This window comes from Acetobacter ascendens (assembly GCF_001766235.1).
Taxonomy (GTDB): domain Bacteria; phylum Pseudomonadota; class Alphaproteobacteria; order Acetobacterales; family Acetobacteraceae; genus Acetobacter; species Acetobacter ascendens.
In genome coordinates, this window is record NZ_CP015166.1 from 26,800 (window position 1) to 46,811 (window position 20,012).

The 20,012-nt window shown below is 52.8% G+C and carries 24 protein-coding genes and 2 pseudogenes; 16 read left to right on the plus strand and 10 right to left on the minus strand.

The genetic code is table 11. The features are described from left to right. Positions 1-1,198: 1,198 nt before the first annotated feature. Both A4S02_RS14295 and yhdJ read left to right on the plus strand, forming a co-directional pair. Entirely contained in the window at positions 1,199-1,723 is a 525-nt protein-coding gene (locus A4S02_RS14295; protein ID WP_265733707.1) for a MobA/MobL family protein, read from the plus strand. 107 nt (positions 1,724-1,830) lie between these two features. Further along, positions 1,831-2,709, plus strand: a complete 879-nt coding sequence (gene yhdJ / locus A4S02_RS14300) for an adenine-specific DNA-methyltransferase (RefSeq protein ID WP_070324334.1) — start codon at positions 1,831-1,833, stop codon at positions 2,707-2,709. Here the strand turns inward: yhdJ and A4S02_RS14305 are convergent. From A4S02_RS14305 to A4S02_RS14320, 5 genes are all read right to left on the minus strand, one after another. Continuing rightward, complete coding sequence (locus A4S02_RS14305) at positions 2,674-3,702, minus strand: hypothetical protein (protein WP_070324335.1); 1,029 nt, start codon at positions 3,700-3,702, stop codon at positions 2,674-2,676. The genes yhdJ and A4S02_RS14305 overlap by 36 nt on opposite strands. Then, positions 3,699-3,944, minus strand: coding sequence for a helix-turn-helix domain-containing protein (locus A4S02_RS14310; protein ID WP_070324336.1), 246 nt, complete (start codon positions 3,942-3,944; stop codon positions 3,699-3,701). The genes A4S02_RS14305 and A4S02_RS14310 overlap by 4 nt, the downstream gene beginning before the upstream one ends. 79 nt (positions 3,945-4,023) lie before the next feature. After that, positions 4,024-4,452 carry a helix-turn-helix domain-containing protein gene (locus tag A4S02_RS16425; protein WP_070324337.1) on the minus strand — a complete coding sequence of 143 codons (429 nt, stop codon included), beginning with the start codon at positions 4,450-4,452 and terminating at the stop codon, positions 4,024-4,026. After that, the gene (locus tag A4S02_RS15890) at positions 4,453-4,626 is read right to left on the minus strand and encodes a hypothetical protein (protein WP_167542419.1); all 174 of its coding nucleotides are present in this window, start codon (positions 4,624-4,626) and stop codon (positions 4,453-4,455) included. Then, positions 4,623-5,222 carry a helix-turn-helix domain-containing protein gene (locus A4S02_RS14320; RefSeq protein WP_070324338.1) on the minus strand — a complete coding sequence of 200 codons (600 nt, stop codon included), beginning with the start codon at positions 5,220-5,222 and terminating at the stop codon, positions 4,623-4,625. The genes A4S02_RS15890 and A4S02_RS14320 overlap by 4 nt, the downstream gene beginning before the upstream one ends. 824 nt (positions 5,223-6,046) lie before the next feature. Here A4S02_RS14320 and A4S02_RS16430 point away from each other — a divergent pair. Both A4S02_RS16430 and A4S02_RS14330 read left to right on the plus strand, forming a co-directional pair. After that, positions 6,047-6,274 carry a helix-turn-helix domain-containing protein gene (locus A4S02_RS16430; RefSeq protein ID WP_082246887.1) on the plus strand — a complete coding sequence of 76 codons (228 nt, stop codon included), beginning with the start codon at positions 6,047-6,049 and terminating at the stop codon, positions 6,272-6,274. 227 nt (positions 6,275-6,501) lie between these two features. Then, complete coding sequence (locus A4S02_RS14330) at positions 6,502-7,059, plus strand: VapE domain-containing protein (protein ID WP_157885569.1); 558 nt, start codon at positions 6,502-6,504, stop codon at positions 7,057-7,059. On the opposite strand, the gene A4S02_RS14335 is transcribed toward A4S02_RS14330, so the two are convergent. Continuing rightward, positions 7,051-7,581, minus strand: coding sequence for a recombinase family protein (locus tag A4S02_RS14335; protein ID WP_082246888.1), 531 nt, complete (start codon positions 7,579-7,581; stop codon positions 7,051-7,053). The two genes, A4S02_RS14330 and A4S02_RS14335, sit on opposite strands and share 9 nt — an antisense overlap. Before the next feature lie 41 nt (positions 7,582-7,622). Then, positions 7,623-8,528, minus strand: a complete 906-nt coding sequence (locus A4S02_RS14340; protein WP_070324341.1) for an NADPH-dependent FMN reductase family protein — start codon at positions 8,526-8,528, stop codon at positions 7,623-7,625. A gap of 541 nt (positions 8,529-9,069) precedes the next feature. On the opposite strand from A4S02_RS14340, the gene A4S02_RS14345 reads away from it, so the two are divergent. Next, positions 9,070-10,671: a B12-binding domain-containing radical SAM protein gene (locus A4S02_RS14345; protein WP_061491532.1), complete on the plus strand. Its 1,602-nt coding sequence runs from the start codon at positions 9,070-9,072 to the stop codon at positions 10,669-10,671. 333 nt (positions 10,672-11,004) lie between these two features. On the opposite strand, the gene A4S02_RS14350 is transcribed toward A4S02_RS14345, so the two are convergent. Next, positions 11,005-11,598 carry a recombinase family protein gene (locus A4S02_RS14350; RefSeq protein ID WP_062144550.1) on the minus strand — a complete coding sequence of 198 codons (594 nt, stop codon included), beginning with the start codon at positions 11,596-11,598 and terminating at the stop codon, positions 11,005-11,007. A gap of 451 nt (positions 11,599-12,049) precedes the next feature. On the opposite strand from A4S02_RS14350, the pseudogene A4S02_RS16435 reads away from it, so the two are divergent. From A4S02_RS16435 to A4S02_RS14375, 6 genes and pseudogenes are all read left to right on the plus strand, one after another. After that, positions 12,050-12,478 (plus strand): annotated as a pseudogene (locus tag A4S02_RS16435) (DDE-type integrase/transposase/recombinase); the annotation flags it as partial. A 330-nt stretch (positions 12,479-12,808) separates the two neighbouring features. Then, a complete protein-coding gene (locus A4S02_RS16440; RefSeq protein WP_408736042.1) occupies positions 12,809-13,216 on the plus strand; it encodes a Mu transposase C-terminal domain-containing protein in 408 nt (135 codons plus the stop codon). Then, positions 13,216-14,040: an AAA family ATPase gene (locus A4S02_RS14360; RefSeq protein ID WP_070324343.1), complete on the plus strand. Its 825-nt coding sequence runs from the start codon at positions 13,216-13,218 to the stop codon at positions 14,038-14,040. The genes A4S02_RS16440 and A4S02_RS14360 overlap by 1 nt, the downstream gene beginning before the upstream one ends. Before the next feature lie 79 nt (positions 14,041-14,119). Next, entirely contained in the window at positions 14,120-14,716 is a 597-nt protein-coding gene (locus A4S02_RS14365; protein WP_070324344.1) for a recombinase family protein, read from the plus strand. A gap of 181 nt (positions 14,717-14,897) precedes the next feature. Then, positions 14,898-15,557: a ParA family partition ATPase gene (parA, locus tag A4S02_RS14370; protein WP_010666790.1), complete on the plus strand. Its 660-nt coding sequence runs from the start codon at positions 14,898-14,900 to the stop codon at positions 15,555-15,557. Positions 15,558-15,584: 27 nt separating this feature from the next. After that, the gene (locus A4S02_RS14375) at positions 15,585-15,842 is read left to right on the plus strand and encodes a ribbon-helix-helix domain-containing protein (protein WP_019089435.1); all 258 of its coding nucleotides are present in this window, start codon (positions 15,585-15,587) and stop codon (positions 15,840-15,842) included. Between the two features lie 39 nt (positions 15,843-15,881). On the opposite strand, the gene A4S02_RS14380 is transcribed toward A4S02_RS14375, so the two are convergent. Next, positions 15,882-16,937, minus strand: a complete 1,056-nt coding sequence (locus tag A4S02_RS14380) for a replication initiator protein A (RefSeq protein WP_010666791.1) — start codon at positions 16,935-16,937, stop codon at positions 15,882-15,884. Between the two features lie 880 nt (positions 16,938-17,817). Between A4S02_RS14380 and A4S02_RS14385 the strand changes: the two genes are divergently transcribed. The 5 genes from A4S02_RS14385 (at position 17,818) to A4S02_RS16230 (ending at position 19,544) form a co-directional block, all read left to right on the plus strand. Further along, positions 17,818-18,045 (plus strand): AbrB/MazE/SpoVT family DNA-binding domain-containing protein, encoded by a 228-nt coding sequence (locus tag A4S02_RS14385; RefSeq protein ID WP_019088712.1) that lies wholly within the window; start codon positions 17,818-17,820, stop codon positions 18,043-18,045. Then, positions 18,042-18,437 carry a type II toxin-antitoxin system death-on-curing family toxin gene (locus A4S02_RS14390; protein WP_070324345.1) on the plus strand — a complete coding sequence of 132 codons (396 nt, stop codon included), beginning with the start codon at positions 18,042-18,044 and terminating at the stop codon, positions 18,435-18,437. Before A4S02_RS14385 ends, A4S02_RS14390 begins: the two co-directional genes overlap by 4 nt. Before the next feature lie 127 nt (positions 18,438-18,564). Then, positions 18,565-18,810: a type II toxin-antitoxin system Phd/YefM family antitoxin gene (locus A4S02_RS14395; RefSeq protein ID WP_070324346.1), complete on the plus strand. Its 246-nt coding sequence runs from the start codon at positions 18,565-18,567 to the stop codon at positions 18,808-18,810. Next, positions 18,807-19,193 (plus strand): type II toxin-antitoxin system VapC family toxin, encoded by a 387-nt coding sequence (locus A4S02_RS14400; RefSeq protein WP_019088714.1) that lies wholly within the window; start codon positions 18,807-18,809, stop codon positions 19,191-19,193. The genes A4S02_RS14395 and A4S02_RS14400 overlap by 4 nt, the downstream gene beginning before the upstream one ends. 36 nt (positions 19,194-19,229) lie before the next feature. Then, on the plus strand, positions 19,230-19,544 hold the full coding sequence (locus A4S02_RS16230) for a CopG family antitoxin (RefSeq protein ID WP_228142525.1): 315 nt from the start codon (positions 19,230-19,232) through the stop codon (positions 19,542-19,544). Here A4S02_RS16230 and A4S02_RS15465 read toward each other — a convergent pair. Then, positions 19,463-19,720, minus strand: a pseudogene (locus tag A4S02_RS15465) (Tn3 family transposase); the annotation flags it as partial. The gene A4S02_RS16230 and the pseudogene A4S02_RS15465 sit on opposite strands and share 82 nt — an antisense overlap. Positions 19,721-20,012: the final 292 nt, after the last annotated feature.

The following is a 20,012-nucleotide window of genomic DNA, read 5'->3' on the forward strand; positions in this document are numbered from 1 at the left end:
GGTTATTCTCAATAAAAAGTTTGGAGATATTTTCAGCACTTTAGCACTAAACCTTAAAAAACGGCAGAAAACAGCCATTTTCTAGGTGCTAAACTTGGTGCTGTTTAGTGCTGAATTGGTGGATACAGAACAGGGCAGAACTTAATTCCCTGCCATGTCTTGTCTTTCCTGACCTCTCAGAACATACTGCCTGAAAATGACGAAGGGGACAGCCCAGCAAGGCCATCCCCCTCAAAACGCGCTGCCAACACCAGCGACTAGATGCAAAGGCCGACCAACGCCAGAGCATCCGATAGCCAGAATATAGATTGATACCGTTACAGGTCAATGCTTTCTGACTAGGGAAATGGTCGCTGTCCATGAAAAGGACGGATATGACCTCTTTCTCTTCCACTCTCTGGACACTCACTCAGGCCCGCCAGATCACCGGAAAGACACACATCGTCTTGCAGGCATTATCCAGCTTCCAGGGACACCGGGGTTTATTCCCGTCTCATGAGAGTATTGCCGCCCGCGCCGGTTGCTCCGTTCGCACCGTTATTAGGTCGCTAGAGGTATCTTACCGGCTTGGCATAGTAGAGCGCCAACGCCAACGTCAGAGAGCATCAGGGCGCATTTGTAACGGCGTTAATCGGTATCGGTTACTGGTTAAGCCGTTAGAGCAAGCCAGAGCCGCCGCCGCCCATTACACACAACAGCTACGTGATGCCCTTGCCCGCAGAAAACAGCGGCTTTTTCTAAGTGACAAAATGGCAGCGGAATCTGATTCTCAGAGTAATTTATTAAATACAGAACCGCTTTCAGCCGCCAGAATGTCAAAGCATGACCTGATACGATGGTGTGAGAGCATAGGATACCGGGGCAGCACCTAGCGCCACTCCCTCCGACAAACCAAAAACCAGCATCGTATTTTGCTCATGAATGGGAGCATATGGGGGTCATATGTGCCGCCCCAGCCCCTCCGAACATGGTGTCAACATCGTATAGCTTTCTTGACAGATCAGACCTTGCCAGAGAACCGGGCTTTTTGAGTGTCAGGAAAACATAAAAACCCAATTTATTTACACATTGTCAGGATATGACTTAGAGGTTTCCTTACACATAAGGGAGCGTTAATTATGGCAGGTCACGGAACTACACGCCCGCGTTGCTGCAAACGAATCAAAGGCCCAGGTCACGGGCAATCTGGGCGCGGCAGGTGAATCAGGCGCTGGAACGGCACCAGGTCGAACAGCGGGTGGATCACCGGAGTTTCGCGCGGCAGGGGAAGGAGCAGGAGCCGACCCGTCACATGGGAGTGTCTGCTATGGCTCTTGAACGACAGGCGGCCCGGAAAGTTCCTGACCGGGAACCGGTGACGGATCTCGGAAAGCAGAATGCGGAGATCCGCGAGCGGAACCGGGTGCTTGATGCGGCCCGCAAGGCTGTAGAGGCAGCGCAGGAGCTGTTCTCCGGCCTTGAGAAACGGGCGCGATTGGCGGTCGGTCTGGCCCGGAAGATCGGGCAGAGAATGGAACGGGAGAGGGAGGCCAAGCGCCAGAGGCAGGAACTGGCGCGTCAGGCCGAGATCAGGCACCAGGAGGACATTCGGGCGGCCGAGGAAGCCCGGAAAGCCGCCGAAGTGGAGAGGAAGAAGCAACTCGCCACGGAGATCGAGAGACCGACTTCTAGGCGCGGTTTGTCGCGAGGTAGGGGGCGTGATCAGGGGCCTGGTATGGGATAGGTAGTTCTTTGAGTATGTCTTGACAGAAATATCAAAATAGAACACTATAAGTAGCAATCCGGGTCCGCCATTTTTGGTTGGGCGTGGAATAATAGGAGGTTGCGTTTGTGGTTCGCGAATTTTCCATAGCTGGGCACAAGATCATTCACCAAGATGCGGTTGAGGCACTTAAGGCAATTGAAACTGCATCTATTGATCTAATATTTGCTGACCCACCATATAATATTGGTAAAGATTTTGATGGAATTCACGATAAAGTAGATGAATCAGAATATTTAGGTTGGTGCTGGAAGTGGATCAGTGAATGTGAGCGTATTTTAAAGCCAAACGGCACATTTTACTTAATGAATTCCACGCAAAATATGCCGCACTTGGATATTTATTGTCGAGATCGGTTCGAGATTCTGTCTCGCATTGTTTGGGCATACGATAGCTCTGGGATGCAGGCCAAAAAATTTTATGGGTCTCTATATGAACCAATTCTCCATATGGTGAAAAACTTGAAATCCTACACCTTTAATGCAGATGATATACGTATTGAGGCAAAGACTGGTGCAAAGCGGGGTTTGATCGACTATCGAAAAAATCCCCCACAGCCGTACAATACAACAAAGGTTCCTGGGAATGTCTGGGATTTTGCGCGGGTGCGTTTCAAGATGGATGAATACGAAAATCATCCTTCGCAGAAACCAGAAGCTTTGCTTGAGCGCGTGATCTTGGCATCATCAAATCCGGGTGACTTAGTACTTGATCCTTTTGGAGGTTCATTTTCGACAGGCGCTGTTGCAAAGCGATTGGGTCGTCGATCGCTATCGATTGAGTGTAATGAAGCTTATATAAAAATTGGTCTACGTCGCCTCGGTATACCTTCCAATTATACAAAAGACGACCTAGAGAAAAAAAAGATAAGAAAGACGAAAAATCTTTCCAAAGCTAATAGAGATAAAGATTCAGTCGAGCAGGCCATATTCCAATTGGAATTGTAAAGAAAGATCGTTTTTTATGCGGTCAATAGATAATTCTGAAATGTTTCTTGCAATATATCTAAGATTTTCTAGTGTTATTATTTCTTGAAATAAGGTCATATAAATATTAATTGTAACAATATCGTATTGACATGAATTTAATGCGTCTGATTTAATGCGATTTTTTACATATAATGCATCTTTTTCTATTTTTATAACGAACGATATTGGATAACGATTGACCTTTTCGAAATCTAAAAAATACTTTCTGAAATCTAGCGTTTCGGTAACCTGAAAAAATCTACCGAGTGGCTGAAGTACAAAGTCAATGCCGCCGTCATTGGCATTGGTTCGACCGGTACGAAATAGAGCAAGAGGTTTAGGCTCCAGTTGGTCAGGGGAGGGGCCGATCCAAACCATTTGCCCGCGATAATGCTCAGCCAGAAGTACATAGGACGCAATTTCGAATAATCTAGCGTCAGAGTTGGCGGCAAAGGCTTCGTCGAAGAACTCCGCAAGGTCCTCTAGTGTTTCTATCGCCTGAATCTCTTCAAGCGCACTCGATTGGTTTGCCGTAATTAACCCGATGTAAGTCTGGACTGCATCTAATACGACTTGGGCGACCGCTTTTGGATTGGCTCCGTCTTGCCTTAAAAGGTCTTCAGAGATTATCCGGGCCTTTTGACCGCCAACTAATGTTGGCCTAACAGGCAATAGGGCACCACTCACCCCGAGTTGGCGAGAAAACTCGTCGTTCAATCTATTGTCCAGTGGATGATTCTGGAGTTTTGCCCCAAAGGGGAGAGATCGCATGCGAGCAAGTAGATCGGTAAAGCGTGATGTCCTGTCGTTGACATAATCATCAGCTAGTACGAATAAAGCATAGAGATTTCCTAAAGAACGTCTTGCTTTACTACCGCGTTCTGCTGCTCGGGTTTTTCGTACCAAATATTTAACTAGAAGATTATTTGTTGATACGCCGTAATTTTTGGCTATTTCTTCGACAAAGGTCATTTTTCATTCGGTTTCAGTAAATCGATAACAGATACATCAAGCGCCTTGGCCAGTATTTCGAGTGAACTGAGCGTTATGTTGCGCTCCCCACGCTCGACTGAGCCGACATACGTTCGATGCAGTCCACAGATATCAGCCAATTTTTCTTGGGAAAGATTCCGCGCGTTGCGTAGTCGCCGAATGTTCTCGGCTAAAGTTCCGATCAAGGACTGGCTAGGTGTTCTAAGTTTTGTTGGCGACATATTTTGCCAGATAGCGATTCATTGATGACAAAATGTGCGGTTTGGTGCCTTTAAGTCTACAGACTATAAGTATCAATTTTTACCAAAACCACCACTTGCGTGGTCGTGATTCGGCCAGTTTCTGTGCGATCTCGCGCCAATGATCGCGGTCAGATTCTACAGTCTCGCGGCGTATTCGTTCGCCTTCAAGTTCGGCTTTCACGCGGACTAGTTCGAGTGTGTCCTGGGGCGGTATATTGGGGTGGGCGTTATGGTGGTCATCGTCGGGAGAAGGTTGGGCGGTGGCTTCTTTTTGCTCAGTGGGCGAGCAGTGGGCTCTGTGGGCGCGTGCCCATGATTCTAGGTCATCATTCGTGATCCGCCATTGGTTTTTGTTGTCTCGAAAGGCGCGTAAATTGTGCGTTTCTATGGCTCTCATAATGTTGCGACGAGAAACGCCAGTCACTTGGCCAGCCTGTTTAGGAGACATGGGCATAATGGTGTGCGTGATCACTGGGCATCGAACCATTCAACCCGCATGTCGTTCCTCTTGCGGCAGGGCGTCGATCACTGCCTGAATACGGGCCAAATTATCGTTCAGGATCGCCAAAACCTGTTCGGCCGGGAGAGCGGGTTTCGTGCTGTTCCGGGCCTTGCGGATCGTGGCCCTCTTGACGGCCAGTTCATCGGAAAGATCGGTCATGACGCACCCCCACGGAGGAGTTCGAGCTGCATGGGGGGCCGGGTTTCCGCGGCCTGTGCCTTGCGGACGTCCAGCGAGCCATTCCATGCCTCATGTGGGTTGATGAAATACACGGCCACGCCTCGGCCCTGCATACCTTCAATTTTCCGCCGTTCGCGGCGGATTACGCCCATTTTTTCCAGCGTCCCCATGATGGTGCTGACGTGTTTTGGGGCACAGCCGATTTCCTCGGCAAGCTGGTCACGTGTCAGTAGGACTTCGCCCGTATCCTGCCGGAGATTGAGCAGTACCAGATCGAAGGCATGGCGGACCTGATGCGGCCGGTCATCGGACGGCAGGGCGCGGATGGCGTCCCAGATCGCGGCGGTCTGCATACGGCTCAACATGGTGAAACCTCCCGGCCAAAGCCCTTCGGTAGTGTCTGGACGCGCGGCCTTCTGGAGCGCGTGGGTGATCTTGAAAAGGGCTATACGCGCCTCTCCGGGCAAATGCTTCAAAAGTTCTTCGGACAGGAGCGAAAGCTGTTCGGCCGCCTGTGCGGCTTCCTCCTGTTCGGATCGCTGCTGCCTTGTGGTGAGGCGCACAATCTGGGCCATGATCCGCTCCTTGTGGAGAACCCGTTTTTAAGTCCCGTATTCCGGGACTTAAAAACAAGCCTTTTCTTCTGGATTTCTGCGGGGTGTGGCGATCCCTAAGAAAAAGAAAAGAATTTAATCCCCCTGTTGTCCCCCCTTTTCCCGGTGGAAAACTGCCATTTTGGGGCCTGTTCCGGCGCCCTGCGGGCGGGCTACGCCGCTCCCGCTCCGCGCTCGCCCGGACCCTGTGACGCCGGCAGAATCGGACGAGAGAAAATGGCTCAGGAAGCGATGGCTGGCCGGCTTTCCCCACCCTGTGATGGTCAGGGGAGATACCAGCCGGTCACGTTCCCCTTGGCATCCGCGTTCGGGAAGCAGACCGTGCCGCCTTTCTGGCGTTCCGTGATCCAGCCGTTTCCCTGACATTGCAAGGGAACACTTGACGGAAAAACCCGGCTGCACATGCGGCTATTGAAGAACAAGAAACTAAAATTGCACGGCTAACGCTTGAACTGGCAGAATCAGAAGCACGGGCAACAATCAAGCCCTAAAGGCTACCTAAGTCATTGTTTTGTATGGGTTTATTTTTCGCCATAAAGCAGGCGTGCAAAAACATCGCAAAAATTGCGATTGCCCTATTGAATTCATATAACGCTTATGCTAAATACTAACAGTTACGCGTGCGTAACCCACCAGAACCTTGATGGCTCTAGGTTTCCAGATTTGACTTTGGGAATGTAAGGGCTGGGGCGATTCCCGTCAAGGAGATTTTGGTGGTGTGGTGAAAAACGGGAGTTCCCCAATGGAAAAGCCACTATTTTTTAAAATCTTTGACGGTAACCCAAATGAAGACAAACAATACGACAAATAAAAATCTAATCACACCGACCGAAGTATCTAATAAACTTCGAGTCCCGCGCCCTACAGTTTACTCTTGGCTGAATAGAGGCGTCCTGCCCTGCATTGACGTTTACGGTCGCAGGATGATTGACCCGGAAGTTTTACCGGGTTTTATTCAAAAATTAGAAAATAGAAACGCCGCCGTATCCTCCTTTCGCGGAGGGGCGGAATAATGAGTATTTCATTTTCTGACCTCGCATATTTCCCGCATCCGCTCCCAGCTACGGCTGAGGGGGTTCTTTCGCTGCTAGTGAAGAACAGAGACGACAAGCTAATTCCTAACTTGGCGAATTGCTGCTTACTTACCTCTCAGGCGTTCCCGGCTACGTTTAGGCTCAATACGTTTACCGGGAGGATTGAGGTCCATGCCCCGTTACCCTCGCCTGTGACGGGGCAGCCTATGCCGCAGGATGGGCCGCGTGAATTGACGGATTCCGACTATACCGCCGTTTCCGCCGCCTTGGCACGTTCTCACGGCCTTAATTTCTCAACCCAGCAGGTGAGCGCGGCGATTCAGTCAGTAGCGGAGGAGAACGCTTACCATCCGATCAGGGATTATCTGAACGGGCTGGAATGGGACGGCGTGAAACGAATTGAACACTGGCTCCATGACTTTTTAGGTGCGGAGGATTCCGAATATACGGCTGGAATTGGTCGTATGTTTCTCATCGGCGTGGTGGCCCGTGTGATGAAGCCCGGTTGCAAGATGGACTATGTTCTTATTTTTGAGGGCAATCAGGGAATAAGAAAAAGCACAGCCTGCAAAGTGCTTGCGGGCGAGAAGTTCTTTTCAGACAGTCTTCCCCCCATACGTGAAGGCTCTAAGGACTTAGCATCTCACCTCGCAGGAAAATGGCTCGTGGAGGTTGCCGAGATGAGTGCTGCATCCCGTGCAGATACAGAGGCGCTCAAAGCGTTCCTGGGGTCGTTTGCGGGAGGGGGCGAAATCCTACGCTAAGCTGAGAACGCGCTTCCCATAATCCCTGAGCTCGCCCTTCGGTCCGACATATCTGTATAGAGTGACGCGCTCGATCCCGAGTTCCTTGCACAGATCGGAAACAGACGTGTCGCGCTGCGCCATGGCGGCCTGGGCGAGACGCACCTGTGCTTTGGTCAGGGCGAATTTTCGCCCTCCCTTTCGTCCGCGCGCTCTGGCTGCGGCAAGGCCAGCCATGGTGCGCTCGCGGATCAGATCCCGCTCGAACTCGGCCAGAGTGGCAAAGATACCGAACACCATGCGGCCGGATGCGGTCGTGGTGTCGATCTGAGCGCCTTTTCCGGTCAGCACACGCAGGCCGATCCTGCGGTCTGACAGATCCTTCACGGTGTTGACCAGGTGGGCGAGCGAGCGCCCGAGGCGATCGAGTTTCCAGACCACCAGCACATCGCCGTCGCGCAAGGATTTGAGGCATGCAGCTAAGCCGGGCCGATCATCGCGGCTGCGGAAGCAGACGTTAAAATGTGGCTCGGACGGCCTCACCTAACCAGACAGGTTCACGAACTGCCGAACAACCTCGACTGTCAGCCTTTCCTGGCGGCTGGAGCAGAAGCCTTCTCGGATGTTTGTTGCATCGTTGGGATAGTGAGCCTCGCAGTTAGTGCGGCTCTTCCTTTAGAGGTCAACATGTCCTCAGGCAGGCGGCGGATGCCGTGAAGCCAATGAAGATGGCACATGCAGCCCGTCTCTTGGTGCGGCCGGTCGATGTCGTCGATGTACCCATCCGGCCCTGCGATCATGAAACCTTTGGCCTCCGCCCAGTTACCGCGCACGGCATAGACCCGCCCGTCTCGTGGTCTATGGTCCACGGTCGGAGGAAACTCGCATTGCTCGTCTAGGGGATTGTATTTCCACACAGCGGCGATCGGCTCTCCGCTCAGGATAAAGATGTACTCAACTTCGCTTGCGAAGCTCATTGCCTTGTGTGTGTAAAACAGCTGTTGCCACCTCGCGAAGTATCCAATTTCTCTTTTAATCTTCGATATATTGGACGTGCGCTCTTTGGCGGTAACTGGAACCTTTGCAAAAAATCCATCAATTAGTCCTCTGATTTCCGAAACGTATTTTCTAAAGCATATTTCTGCCTGCGCTCCATAATTCTCGATGCACCAAGCATGGCGTCGCTTAAGCAGGGGCAGCAACTGTTCAAAGTCGGCGGCAATAGACTTTCCACTAGAACTGCGAATCTCACCATTGCTTCCTTCGGAAATTACCTTTGTCGGCATTCCCTTCACTGCAATCACTTTTGCCAAAAAATCGTCGCAAATGAATCGGTATGATGCAATAGCTTGGTCAAGTGAGGGAACGCCGGCAAAGATGAGGTCCATTACCTGCGGCTTGACGACCTCTGCGGGATCGGCCTCGCCCTTGGCATAGCTACTGAGCAGCTCGGCCACTTTGGAGGCGGCCTGTTTTGATTCAAAGGTCATCTCAAATACTCAAGGTGAAACTTCTGGAATGGTAGACCGAAAATTGGCCGGTAGACTAGGAGGTATCCATCACAGCGCTTGGGTTTACCTCCACCGTTCGGCCTCAATGCTGAGTGGCGTGTTCGCTTTGGCCGCGTCTAACTTTAAAGCTGCCATTCCCCTCCCGCCCTCATTCACGACATGAATGAAGCCAAGCTACTATCCGAATAGCGGACATGGAAATCTGATTCTCCATTTTGCTCCGACTGATCAAATCCAGCAGTTCACCGCAAGGATGGCAAATAACACTGTCCTATCGCCATTTCAGAATATTCTATCTATAAAGGGTCATTCCCTTGTCCGAAGGGTCACATGCCGATCCTTCGCCGGGAAGCTGCCGTGCAGAGCTTCCTTGGTCGACGCCATCAGGAAAAAGGTACATTCTGCACATCCCTTTCCTGAAACCAAACAAGGCCCGATTGTGGTCCGGCACGCTTTCGATCAAGGCGATGGTCTTCCGCCCTGATCGCGATCAGCTGTTTTATCTGAGGATTTCTCCTTGATGACCGACAGCTGCAAGATCCTGATGATCTTTCCGCTTTTCAACTCAGGTTCGTTCTGGAACTACACGGAAGCCTGTGAACTGACAGGTGCACGCTACCCGGCTGCGCCCCTCGGTCTGATCACCGTGGCTGCCATGCTTCCGGAGAGCTGGGAAGTCAGACTGGTCAATCGCAATACGGAACTTCTGACGGAAGAAGACTTCGCGTGGGCGGATATGGTGATGACCGGGGGAATGCTCCCGCAGAGAAACGATGTCCTGCGTATCATCGACACATGCCGGGCCAGAGGTAAGCCTGTAGTGGTTGGCGGACCGGACGTCACATCCAGCCCGCCTGTCTATAAGGCCGCAAATTTTCAGGTTCTCGGGGAAGCTGAAGAGATCATGGTCAATTTCATCTCTGCGTGGCGAAGCGGCGCCAGGGAGGGAGTGTTTGAAGCGCCTATGGGTAAGACGGACGTCACGAAAAGTCCTCTGCCGCGCTTTGATCTGCTGAAGCTGAATCAGTATCTGCATGTCGGAATTCAGTTCTCGCGCGGATGCCCGTTCAGCTGCGAATTCTGCGACATCATCGAACTGTATGGCCGCGTGCCGCGCACCAAGACGACCGAACAGGTTATGGCGGAACTGGATGCGCTCTATGCCCTCGGTTATCGCGGGCATGTCGATTTTGTCGATGACAATCTGATCGGCAACAAAAAGGCGCTCCGGAAATTTCTGCCTGATCTGAAGCGCTGGCAGGATGAAAAGCGCTTCCCGTTCGAATTTTCGACTGAAGCATCAATCAACCTTGCTGATGATGCCGAACTGCTGAAAGACCTTGCCGACAGCAATTTCTTCGCCGTCTTCGTCGGAATCGAAAGCCCCGACACAGACACGTTGGTCATGACACAGAAAAAGCAGAATACCCGCCGGAGCCTGCAGCAAAGCATCGAGACCATTCATGGCGCCGGAATTTTTGTGAATGCCGGTTTCATTGTGGGTTTCGACAGTGAAAAAGGTAGTGTCGCTTCCGGCATGATCGAGTGCATCGAAGACACGTCGATCCCAGTCTGCATGGTCGGCCTGCTTTATGCTCTGCCGACCACGCAGCTTACACGCCGACTGCTGGCCGAAGGTCGTCTCTTTCTGGATGACGGTCAGACGCAATCAGGCGACCAGTGTACGGCTGGCCTGAACTTTGAGACCAGTCGTCCACGTCGGGACGTGTTGGACGATTACAGGACTGTGCTCAAGACAATTTATGAGCCGACTGCCTATTTTGGCCGTGTGCGCAGGCTGGGGCGTATGCTCAAACGCAAACGCGCGCATCGGATGATCAAGGGGGATCTTCGCAGCTTCTTCCGGCTGCTCTTCCGCATCCATCGTGCTAGCCCGGGCACGGCTGGGCAATTCTGGCGTATGCTGGTCGACTGCGCCGTGCATAACCCAAAAGCACTGCCCTACGTGGTCATGACCAGCGCGTTGTATCTGCATCTTGGACCGTTTGCACGGCAGGTCGTCGAAGAGATTGATCAGGAAATCGCCAAGCTCGATCAGGGGCTCTGGCAAGCTCCACTACTCCGGGAGAAGCCTGTCGAAATAGTGCTTCAGCCGACCTGATTACGCTGCGAATTCCTGTTGTTCAGAGAGTTATCTGAGCGCAGATGCTGGTTCTGAATCAATATGGGGCACCATCTGTCCAGTGATGCTCCTCAGAAATAAGATCGAAACTCTATCTTTGCGTCTGTAAAACTGACATTCCGCTTTCCCTCCCATTTCTTCCATTCAAATTAGCTTGAATCAAATAGTCTATAGTCAGATTGGGACAACCCGGAGCCACGGTGTATCTGTGAATATCAGCGATAGATGGCACTGAATTGCAGTGCTAATTGGCGCGCCAGGCTCGTATCGGAGCAGCTAGATGATACACTGGACGGCTACGTTTTTCGCAGGTCATGCTGCCAGTACTGACGTAACAGGTTGACGCCTGAGTGTCCGATAAACGGTTGGTCGCGAAATGGAAAACAGATCAGCCAGGTCGCTGATGGAATAGTCGCCCGTATCGTACATGCGACGAAGTTCCTTCTGCTGCCGATCGGACAGCTTGGGCTTTTTTCCGCGCAACTTGCCTTTGGCACGCGCAACCGCCATCCCTTCACGGGTCCGGAGCTTGATGAGGTCTGCCTCAAATTCGGCGAAGGTGGCGAGAATGTTGAAAAACAGTTTGCCCATTGGATCGGATGGGTCGTGGACACTGGCACCAAGTTGGAGCTTTACGCCACGGGCAGCCAGACTATCTCCGATAGCGCGCGCGTCAGGAACAGATCGAGCAAGCCGGTCGAGCTTTGGCACCACCAGTGTATCACCGCTGCGCACAGCCGCCAGCGCCTGGTCGAGCCCCGGCCGGTCTCGGTTCGTGCCGGTGAAGCCTTTGTCGGTGTAGATCCTATCAGCAGAAACGCCGAGCCTAAGCAACTCCTGTTTCTGGACTGCAATATCCTGTTTGTCTGTCGAGCAGCGGGCGTAGCCGATCAATATATGTGTCATATGGGCGAGTGTAACGTATAAAGCCCCATCACTGCAAAAAATATGGTACCATTCATATGAGACTCGGCAACCGGCTGTTTCCCGTGGGTTGCGTGACCGGTGGGAGCAAGTCCGTTCAACGACCCTCTATCGGACAGGGGCGATCACCATGGCAGATGATCGAGTGCCAGGAACCGACAGCACCGAGGTAGCAATGCGTATGGCCGTGTTGCGACCATATCTGATTGATAACGTGCCGTTGACGAAAATTGCAGTGGATGCGGGCATCCCGATCCGCACAGTCCGGCGTTGGATTGCACGCTACCGCCTTTCCGGTCCCGCTGGTCTCATGCGTCCGACGCGACCTGATGCCGGTACGCGCACCTTTCCTAAGGAAATGGTCGAACTGATTGAGGGAATGGCACTTCTCAAGCCACAGTCATCTATTGCAACTATCCATCGGCGTATCGTTATGCTGGCCGCCGAGCAGGGATGGCGGAAACCATCCTATGGGAGCGTTCGGAGTATCGTGCGCGAAATCAATCCGGCAATACTGACCTTGGCACACGAAGGGAGTGCAGCCTTCCGGGACAAATATGAACTGGTGCATCGCCATCGGGCCTCTCGGCCCAATGCCACATGGCAGGCTGATCATACCCAGCTCGACATCCTGATCCTGGATGCTGGCGGTAAGGCAGTGCGGCCATGGCTGACGACGGTGATGGACGATTATTCGCGGGTGGTCGCCGGCTACATGGTGATGCTGGGCGCACCATCCGCGCTCAACACCTCACTCGCACTCCGGCAAGCGATTTGGCGCAAGGCCGATCCGATGTGGCCGGTATGCGGCATCCCCGACGTTCTGCACGTCGATCACGGATCGGACTTCACCAGCCTTCATCTCGAACAGGCATCGGCTGACCTTCACTTCCGTCTGATCTACTCAGGCGTTGCCCGTCCGCAAGGTCGGGGCAAGATCGAGCGGTTGTTCCGCACCATCAATACCGAGTTGCTGCCGGAGCTTCCGGGCAACCTGCGGAACGGGAAACCGTCCTCGCCACCTCGCTTGTCCCTCGCCGAACTGGACGCCACGATCGGGAATTACATCGTCTCAACGTACAATACTCGACCACATAGCACGATCGGGGTGGCCCCCGCCAAAGCGTGGTGTGGCGATGGATGGCTGCCCCGTATGCCCGAGACCGTGGATGAACTGGATACGCTACTGGTCATGGTTGCCAGGCCCCGCACGGTCCATCGGGACGGCATTCGTTTCGAAGGACTGCGATATTTTGATCCGACACTCGCAGCCTATGTCGGCGAGACCGTGATGATTCGTTACGATCCGCGCGATATGGGTGAGATCCGGGTTTTTCACCGCAATACCTTTCTCTGCCGGGCCGTGAGTGCAGACCATGCCGGGTACAGCATTACCCTGAAAGACATACAGACTGCCCGCATCGCCCATCGTCGGCATCTACGAAACCAGATTGCAGAAAGAAAGGCCTGTGTAGCAGACTTTTTTCCGTCTCCTGTCTTTCGTCCCACTCAGCCAGTGGTGCCGGTAACATTGTCCGGTAATGAAGCCAAAGGACGGCAGAAAGGGAGACGTCTGCGCATTTACAGCGAGGGGGACTGATGCGCACAGCACGGACTACCAGCTTTATCGCGACCCAGGAGCATCGTCGCTTCAGTGAGTTTGCAGATGCCGTTCGCAAACATCGCTATATTGGCCTATGTCATGGCCCTCCCGGGGTCGGGAAGACACTTTCCGCCCGTCGATACACCCATTGGCAAGTAGTTGGGAAAACCTTGGAGGAATGGGGACCGCGCGGATCGGACCAAGCAAAGGTCAATGCTCACCTCGCAAAATCCCGAGCCATTTTCTTTACCCCCACGGTCAGTTGCAGCGTGCAGGAGTTGAGACATGACGTGCCAGCACTTATTGCCTGTGCCGAGATCTGCATCGATGATCATGTACGCCCTCATGTCCAAGGCCAAGTGAGGATCATCGACCACACGACCCGCTATATTGAACTGCTAATCGTCGATGAGGCGGAGCGGTTGAGCGTGACGGCGCTGGAATGGTTGCGTGACCTGTTCGATCGACAAGGTATCAGTCTTATCTTCATCGGTATGCCCGGGATTGACAAACGAATGGCGCGCTACCCACAACTTTTCAGTCGGGTGGGCTTTTCCCATCATTATAGACCCCTCCAAGATCAGGAACTGACATTTGTGCTGACAAGGCGTTGGCGCGATCTTGGTCTTTCACTCGACGATGTTGATTTTACCGACGCTCAGGCGGTCGCCGCGATCGTGCGACTGACTGGGGGTAATTTCCGGCTGTTGCATCGTCTTTTTATCCAGATCGAACGCATCATGCGCCTCAACGAGCTGACCGTTATCACTGAAGATGTGGTCGAGGCTGCCCGTAGTACCCTTGTGATCGGTGTCACTTAGCACTGACAGTACCTGCCATCTATCGCTGATATCTACAGTGTATCAAGGGCTGCATGGTGGTTTTTCCGGGAGGGTTCAAATGGGACAGCGCGCGGTCATCTATTGTCGGGTTTCTACGGCCGATCAGTCATGCGTGCGCCAGAAAGACGAGCTGAAGCGGTTTGCCGAACGCGCGGGCTATGAAGTGTCCGGCATCTTCATGGAGACAGGATCTGGCGTCCGGGTGGATCGGGCCGAGCGTCGAAAGGTCATGGCACTGGCCCAGGCTCGTGAAATTGACGCCATTCTGGTGACGGAGCTGTCCCGCTGGGGGCGCTCGACCATTGATCTCATCTCCACGCTTCAGGAACTGGAGAGCTATCGTGTTTCCCTGATTGCTATAACGGGAATGACGTTTGATCTGGCGACACCACATGGACGAATGCTGGCGACGGTTCTGGCCGGGATTGCGGAGTTCGAGCGGGATCTGATTAGCGAGCGGGTGAAGTCTGGTCTGGCCGCTGCCAGGGCGCGCGGGAAGGTTCTCGGCCGACAGCAAGGACAGCGGCCAAAGTCTGATCGTCTGGCTCCGAAGGTTCTGGCGCTGGTGGCAGAAAAGCGGAGTTATCGGTGGATCGCCCGTGATCTAGGGATCAGCAAGAACACTGTTGCTGCCATTGTGCAAAGGGAAAGATAACACGTCACTGTGTTTATGTGTTAACACATAAACATGATAGCATTATATGGGTGCTAACGGCATCGGTCTGAGACATGCGGAATATTGGGTTCGATTAGATCGTCGATTTTTTTGAGGAAGATATTGAGTTATCAAAATAACATGGTAATTTGTTAATGTGTTAACACGGAAACATGGCGACATGAAAACAATCGCGATCATTAGTCAGAAGGGAGGCGCTGGGAAGACGACGCTTGCCCTACACTTGGCTACTAGTGCCAGTGCCGCTGGATACGTTTCTCTGATCCTCGATACCGATCCCCAAGCGACTGCAAGTTCATGGAAAGCATGGCGGGGGGATGTCGAGCCTGATGTGGTGGATTGTGCGGCGCACGCCTTGTTATCAAGAAAGCTGGAACAAGCGTCCGAACTGGGCGCAGAACTATCGATAATAGATACCCCCCCACATGCCGATATTATGGCGCGTGAGGCGTGTCGTGTCGCTGATTTCTTGTTAATTCCATGCAGACCACGTGCTTTCGATATGGACGCTGTTAGAACAACGGCGGAACTTGTGCGAGCCAGTGGCAAGCCTGCCTTCGTGATTTTTACTGCGGGTCCTCCTCGTGCGCCCCAAGTTTATAAGGAGGCGGCCGAGGTTGTGGCGCAGTTTGGTATCCCTGTTGCTCCTGTTGTTTTGCCTGAGCGTGCAGTTTTTCATCATAGCGTTGGTTCCGGTCGTACCGCGCAGGAAGCAGAGCCGGAAAGCAAGGCTGCTGCTGATATAGCACTGTTGTGGAATTGGGTGTGTGATCAAGTTAACATGCCATCACACAAACAAGATGACACAAAAACGCGTTAGCAATTTTCTAAGTTGAGGATATACGGCATGAGTCGGTTTGCTGGTCTCAAAAAGACGGTCGCGCCATCGGTTGTGGAACCGACAGCGCAAACGGTGGTAGAGAAAGCCCGCCCACGTAATCCGAGAGAAGGTAAGCGGGCTGTGGTGGGGTATTTTTCTCCAGCAGTTAGCAAGGGACTACATCAACTTGCGCTTGATACTGATACAACTATTCAGGGTTTGATCGGGGAGGCCATTGATGACTTGATGCGTAAGCACGGTCGTCATCCTTTTGGAGAGCGCTGATTATCTATTTAGATAGATTATGCTCGTATATTTGTACAATCAGGGTTGACCACGCTTAGCAAACCACGTCTCGCAGAATTTGATGAAATGCCGCTCAGGGTTCTTCGGAGCGATCTCGTTATCACCCAGCCACATGCGCCATTCTCTTTCGAGATGATGCACATCCCACCCTGGCGCGATGTTCCGAGCATCCCCGTAAATATCAGGATCGAGCGCACCCATCCAAGCCTCGGCTGCTGGCTCGGCAGCTTTCATTGTGCCGCGATTGATGAATGTTACCATGTCTTTCTGAGAATCGAATTCGACACGGTAATCCGGTAGATGATCGCTTGCAGCGAGGTTCTTTATCATCTGTCGGAATAATTTTTCTGGGCTTTGAGAGCCTGATTTTTTCAGTAGGATCTCAAGAGAGGCTTTCCATACCGCTTGCTGACCGCAATGTTTGCGAGCGAGTTCATAAACGCGTCGTTCCAGCGGTTTGCGTAGCCGGAAATAATCACGATGCAGTGTCAGAACATCATTGCTCTTAATTGCGTTAAAGACCCAATCCGACAGCTTGATCTCGCAATGCAATAGGCGACCGTCGAGGCCAAGTTTGCGGCGGATGGATGAAGCGTCGATCAGGCCAAAACCGTCCACCTGTTCTTCGTCGCCTGTAACAATGTTAGTGCGGATACGTGTGCCTTCAAGGCGGTCGAGGGCTTCGATGAGGGCTTTGTAGTCCTTACCTGCCGTTCCGCGATTGGTGAAGATGAGTAAGTCGCGGCTGCTGATCCTCACCCGTTGCGATACTTTTTCCCCGGCCTTTAGTTTCGCCATGATCTGCGAAATACAGTAAATCAGAATATCCTTATCGTAGATTGTAGCAAGACCCTTCACGCTTGGCGTGATTTCCAGCCATTGCCCGTTATGTTCATAGCGACGAACGGAAGTTTCGGGTTTTTTCGACAGGGAATAGAACGGATGCTCCATTTGCGGCATCACGTCCTTAAGCACGGCATCTGCCACGTCGCAGATGAATAAGTCATGCTGCGGATGACGCTCCGGCAGGAGGGCCTCATGAACAACAGGCAGATTCGGGGTTTCAGATACCATGCCTAAAGTTCGGGGTTTTAAATACCTGCGTCAAGTGATTCGGGGTTTTAAATACCGAAACCGAGATTCGGGGTTTTAAATACCGAGACCGAGATTCGGGGTTTTAAATACCGAGATTCGGGGTTTTAAATACCGAGATTCGGGGTTTTAAATACCAAACCGAGAAAAAAACCAGAAATTCCGTTTTTATATCAATGTGTTAAATGGATGCTAGAATCGCTTAACACAGAATCTAACACCTATTTAACACCTCTCTAACCATTTGATCTGTGGATAACTCACAAACCTCAAAAATTTCCAACCAAATTGAACCCAAACACCGCCTCTTGGGAGCTCCGCCCCCGCCGGCTCGCGGCCTACGGCCGCCCCAATCGCGCATAGCGCGATCTCCCCCCGGCATCCCCCTGCTCGGCCCTTTGGGCCTGCACTGAACGGACACGCCTACGGCGCAAAGTCATGATCTGACGATGCGTTTCCGCATCGTCTCTCCACCAGAGCACCTTCCTCATCCACGTTGGCGCCTTCGACGCCCTATGGGGCTCCCCCGTTCAGCGCTCACCCAACGCCTGCAACATCAGAAGAACCGGGCAAAACCATAAACTGCTCAAGACACATCGGAGTTCAGGCGATCATTCAGCAGCTCACGTGTCGCAACATGCCCGCTAGACGCCATAGGATGGCCGTACAGGCGTTATCAGATGTCGTGGCTGTTTGGGTGTCTGTAACGGGTGTTGTGGCCTGTGCGACCATCCATAGTACCCTGCGGGGCTTGATAGGCTGGCCATTGCCTATTCGCCTGAGTACGTCAGAAAAATGCATGATGGTTGCTGAAACCGCAAACAGTTATTACATTGGTAATAACATTGGGGTGGGATTCACTATGGTCGAACTGAAAGTGCGAAAATTCGGAAACTCACTCGGGGTAGTACTGCCCAAGGAAGTGATCTCACGGCTGAATACCCAAGACGGTGCGCCCCTGTATCTGACCGAAGCACCAGACGGCGGATATCGGCTCGTGCCCTATGATCCTGACTTCGAAACCAAAATGACAAAGGCTGAGGATATTATGCGGCGCTACCGTGATACGCTGCATGTGCTGGCCCAATGACAGCGTTCGTCTGGATAGACGAACGGGATACCCTGATCCTGCATGACCGGCTGTTAGCGGCGCATGGCGGCGCTTCCGGCGTACGGGATGCAGGTCTTCTGAAATCCGCGCTTGCCCGGCCACAGCAGCATGCGGCCTATGCGGATCCGCTGGATCCAGTATTTCTTGCGGCCGTCTATACAGCGGGTATCGTCAAAAACCATCCTTTCATCGACGGGAACAAGCGTACGGGCTTTGTGCTCGGTGTGCTGTTTCTGGAACTCAACGGCTATCGTTTCACGGCAGTCCAGGAAGATGCAGCAAATGCGGTTCTCGCGCTGGCAGCAGGTCAGATGGACGAACTGGGCTATGCGGCATTCCTGACCGCCAATGTCGCATCCGAAAGGGTATGACGGTAAACGAGGAACGCGATGAGTGTGCTTTTTTCGTTTCCTGAGGTGGCTCTGGCGACATTTGTCTTGATGGACCAGACTAATATGGCTAAGTCTTTTTTTTGAGTAAACTCAGGAGGCTTTCGCCATGCGCACGGTCAACATCCACGAAGCCAAGACCCATCTGTCCCGGCTGATTGACGCGGCCATGAAAGGGGAAAGCTTCATCATTGCCAAAGCCGGCCGGCCGATGGTGCGGGTCAGCCCGATTACGGCTCCTGAAGAGTTACAGCAACGGCGTCTGGGGTTTCTTGCTGGAAAAATCCGGGTGCCCGAAGATTTTGATCGCATGGGACAGGACGATATTGTGTCTCTGTTCGACGGTCAGGCATGAGGCTTCTTCTGGATACCCATCTGCTGCTCTGGGCAGCCGGAGAGCCAGATAAGCTGTCAGCACGGGCGAGAACCCTGATGGAAGATCCGGGCAATGATCTGGTCTTCAGTGCGGCCAGTCTCTGGGAGATCACCATTAAGACCGGGCTGGGACGGGCAGACTTCCAGGTCGATCCTCATCTGCTGCGACGCGGTCTGATCGAAAACGGTTATGAGGAGTTACCGATCACCAGCCAGCACGCCTTGGCAGTCGGACAACTGCCAGATGTGCATCGGGATCCCTTTGATCGGATCCTTGTGGCACAGGCCACGGTGGAAGGAGTGCTTCTGCTGACCCATGATCCGCTGGTAAAGGCTTATCCAGGCCCGATCGAAGCCGTCTGAAGGAGATCGACCAGTATGAGCTACAAAAATAGGTCCATGCCCTCGCTGCACAGTGACGAAGCGGCCGAGGATTTCGTCGCGACCGTCGATCTGACCCGGTATGACCTGTCCGGTTTCAAGCCCATGCGCTTTGAGATCGAACCCAAGGCGGCTGCCCTCAACATGCGCCTGCCGGCGTCCCTGCTGGAGACCGATGTCGGGGTCACGACACGAAAGTGTATTTTACGTACGCTTAGGGTGAACACCTACAGAACCGCCAGCATTGGGGTTCAAGCGACAAGCAGGGATGCAGGCACCCGAAGCGGTCGTAACGCGTCGACGTCGGGTTGTTCATCGACATTCCAGCGATAGTCCCCTGTCAGAGAGATATGCTCCCAACCGAGGGGTGCAATATGCCGCGCCAGGTCATCGGAAATGCCGAGCGTTACGATGGAAGACTGAAGATAGCGCGTATTCCATAGGATAACCGCTGCCACCAGCAGGTTTAAACCTGATGCCCGATAGGCCTGATTTTCAAAACGCCGATCCCCTGTTCGCATCTGGGGTTCAACGTGACACCCATGACTATTTCACATGCTGACATCCCCCATATAGACGAGGCACAACGCATTATAATTTGTGGCATGTATCTCTTACGAAACAGTGCCAATATCTACACCCCAGTGACGCATCCGGCGCTCGCCCCGCCACAGGATGTCGAACGCTACCGATTTCGGCATAAGCACGTCTTTCACAGTAGGGACTCTGCGAGAGCGTTCCATAGGTGTTCACCCCAAGCGTACGCAACACGCACTTTCGTGTAGTCAGCCCAAGATGCTC

What these genes read in the sequence shown, in the direction of transcription:
- A4S02_RS16425 (WP_070324337.1), bottom strand. Translation starts at nt 4,452, where the DNA reads ATGGTTCGATGCCCAGTGATCACGCACACCATTATGCCCATGTCTCCT.
- A4S02_RS14380 (WP_010666791.1), bottom strand. Translation starts at nt 16,937, where the DNA reads ATGGTATCTGAAACCCCGAATCTGCCTGTTGTTCATGAGGCCCTCCTG.
- A4S02_RS14385 (WP_019088712.1), top strand. Translation starts at nt 17,818, where the DNA reads ATGGTCGAACTGAAAGTGCGAAAATTCGGAAACTCACTCGGGGTAGTA.
- A4S02_RS14400 (WP_019088714.1), top strand. Translation starts at nt 18,807, where the DNA reads ATGAGGCTTCTTCTGGATACCCATCTGCTGCTCTGGGCAGCCGGAGAG.
- A4S02_RS14340 (WP_070324341.1), bottom strand. Translation starts at nt 8,528, where the DNA reads ATGACCTTTGAATCAAAACAGGCCGCCTCCAAAGTGGCCGAGCTGCTC.
- A4S02_RS14330 (WP_157885569.1), top strand. Translation starts at nt 6,502, where the DNA reads ATGCCGCAGGATGGGCCGCGTGAATTGACGGATTCCGACTATACCGCC.
- A4S02_RS14360 (WP_070324343.1), top strand. Translation starts at nt 13,216, where the DNA reads ATGCGCACAGCACGGACTACCAGCTTTATCGCGACCCAGGAGCATCGT.
- A4S02_RS14305 (WP_070324335.1), bottom strand. Translation starts at nt 3,702, where the DNA reads ATGACCTTTGTCGAAGAAATAGCCAAAAATTACGGCGTATCAACAAAT.
- A4S02_RS16430 (WP_082246887.1), top strand. Translation starts at nt 6,047, where the DNA reads ATGAAGACAAACAATACGACAAATAAAAATCTAATCACACCGACCGAA.
- A4S02_RS14345 (WP_061491532.1), top strand. Translation starts at nt 9,070, where the DNA reads ATGACCGACAGCTGCAAGATCCTGATGATCTTTCCGCTTTTCAACTCA.
- A4S02_RS15890 (WP_167542419.1), bottom strand. Translation starts at nt 4,626, where the DNA reads ATGACCGATCTTTCCGATGAACTGGCCGTCAAGAGGGCCACGATCCGC.
- A4S02_RS14320 (WP_070324338.1), bottom strand. Translation starts at nt 5,222, where the DNA reads ATGGCCCAGATTGTGCGCCTCACCACAAGGCAGCAGCGATCCGAACAG.
- A4S02_RS16230 (WP_228142525.1), top strand. Translation starts at nt 19,230, where the DNA reads ATGCCCTCGCTGCACAGTGACGAAGCGGCCGAGGATTTCGTCGCGACC.
- parA (WP_010666790.1), top strand. Translation starts at nt 14,898, where the DNA reads ATGAAAACAATCGCGATCATTAGTCAGAAGGGAGGCGCTGGGAAGACG.
- A4S02_RS14375 (WP_019089435.1), top strand. Translation starts at nt 15,585, where the DNA reads ATGAGTCGGTTTGCTGGTCTCAAAAAGACGGTCGCGCCATCGGTTGTG.
- A4S02_RS16440 (WP_408736042.1), top strand. Translation starts at nt 12,809, where the DNA reads ATGGTTGCCAGGCCCCGCACGGTCCATCGGGACGGCATTCGTTTCGAA.
- A4S02_RS14395 (WP_070324346.1), top strand. Translation starts at nt 18,565, where the DNA reads ATGCGCACGGTCAACATCCACGAAGCCAAGACCCATCTGTCCCGGCTG.
- A4S02_RS14350 (WP_062144550.1), bottom strand. Translation starts at nt 11,598, where the DNA reads ATGACACATATATTGATCGGCTACGCCCGCTGCTCGACAGACAAACAG.
- A4S02_RS14390 (WP_070324345.1), top strand. Translation starts at nt 18,042, where the DNA reads ATGACAGCGTTCGTCTGGATAGACGAACGGGATACCCTGATCCTGCAT.
- A4S02_RS14310 (WP_070324336.1), bottom strand. Translation starts at nt 3,944, where the DNA reads ATGTCGCCAACAAAACTTAGAACACCTAGCCAGTCCTTGATCGGAACT.
- A4S02_RS14365 (WP_070324344.1), top strand. Translation starts at nt 14,120, where the DNA reads ATGGGACAGCGCGCGGTCATCTATTGTCGGGTTTCTACGGCCGATCAG.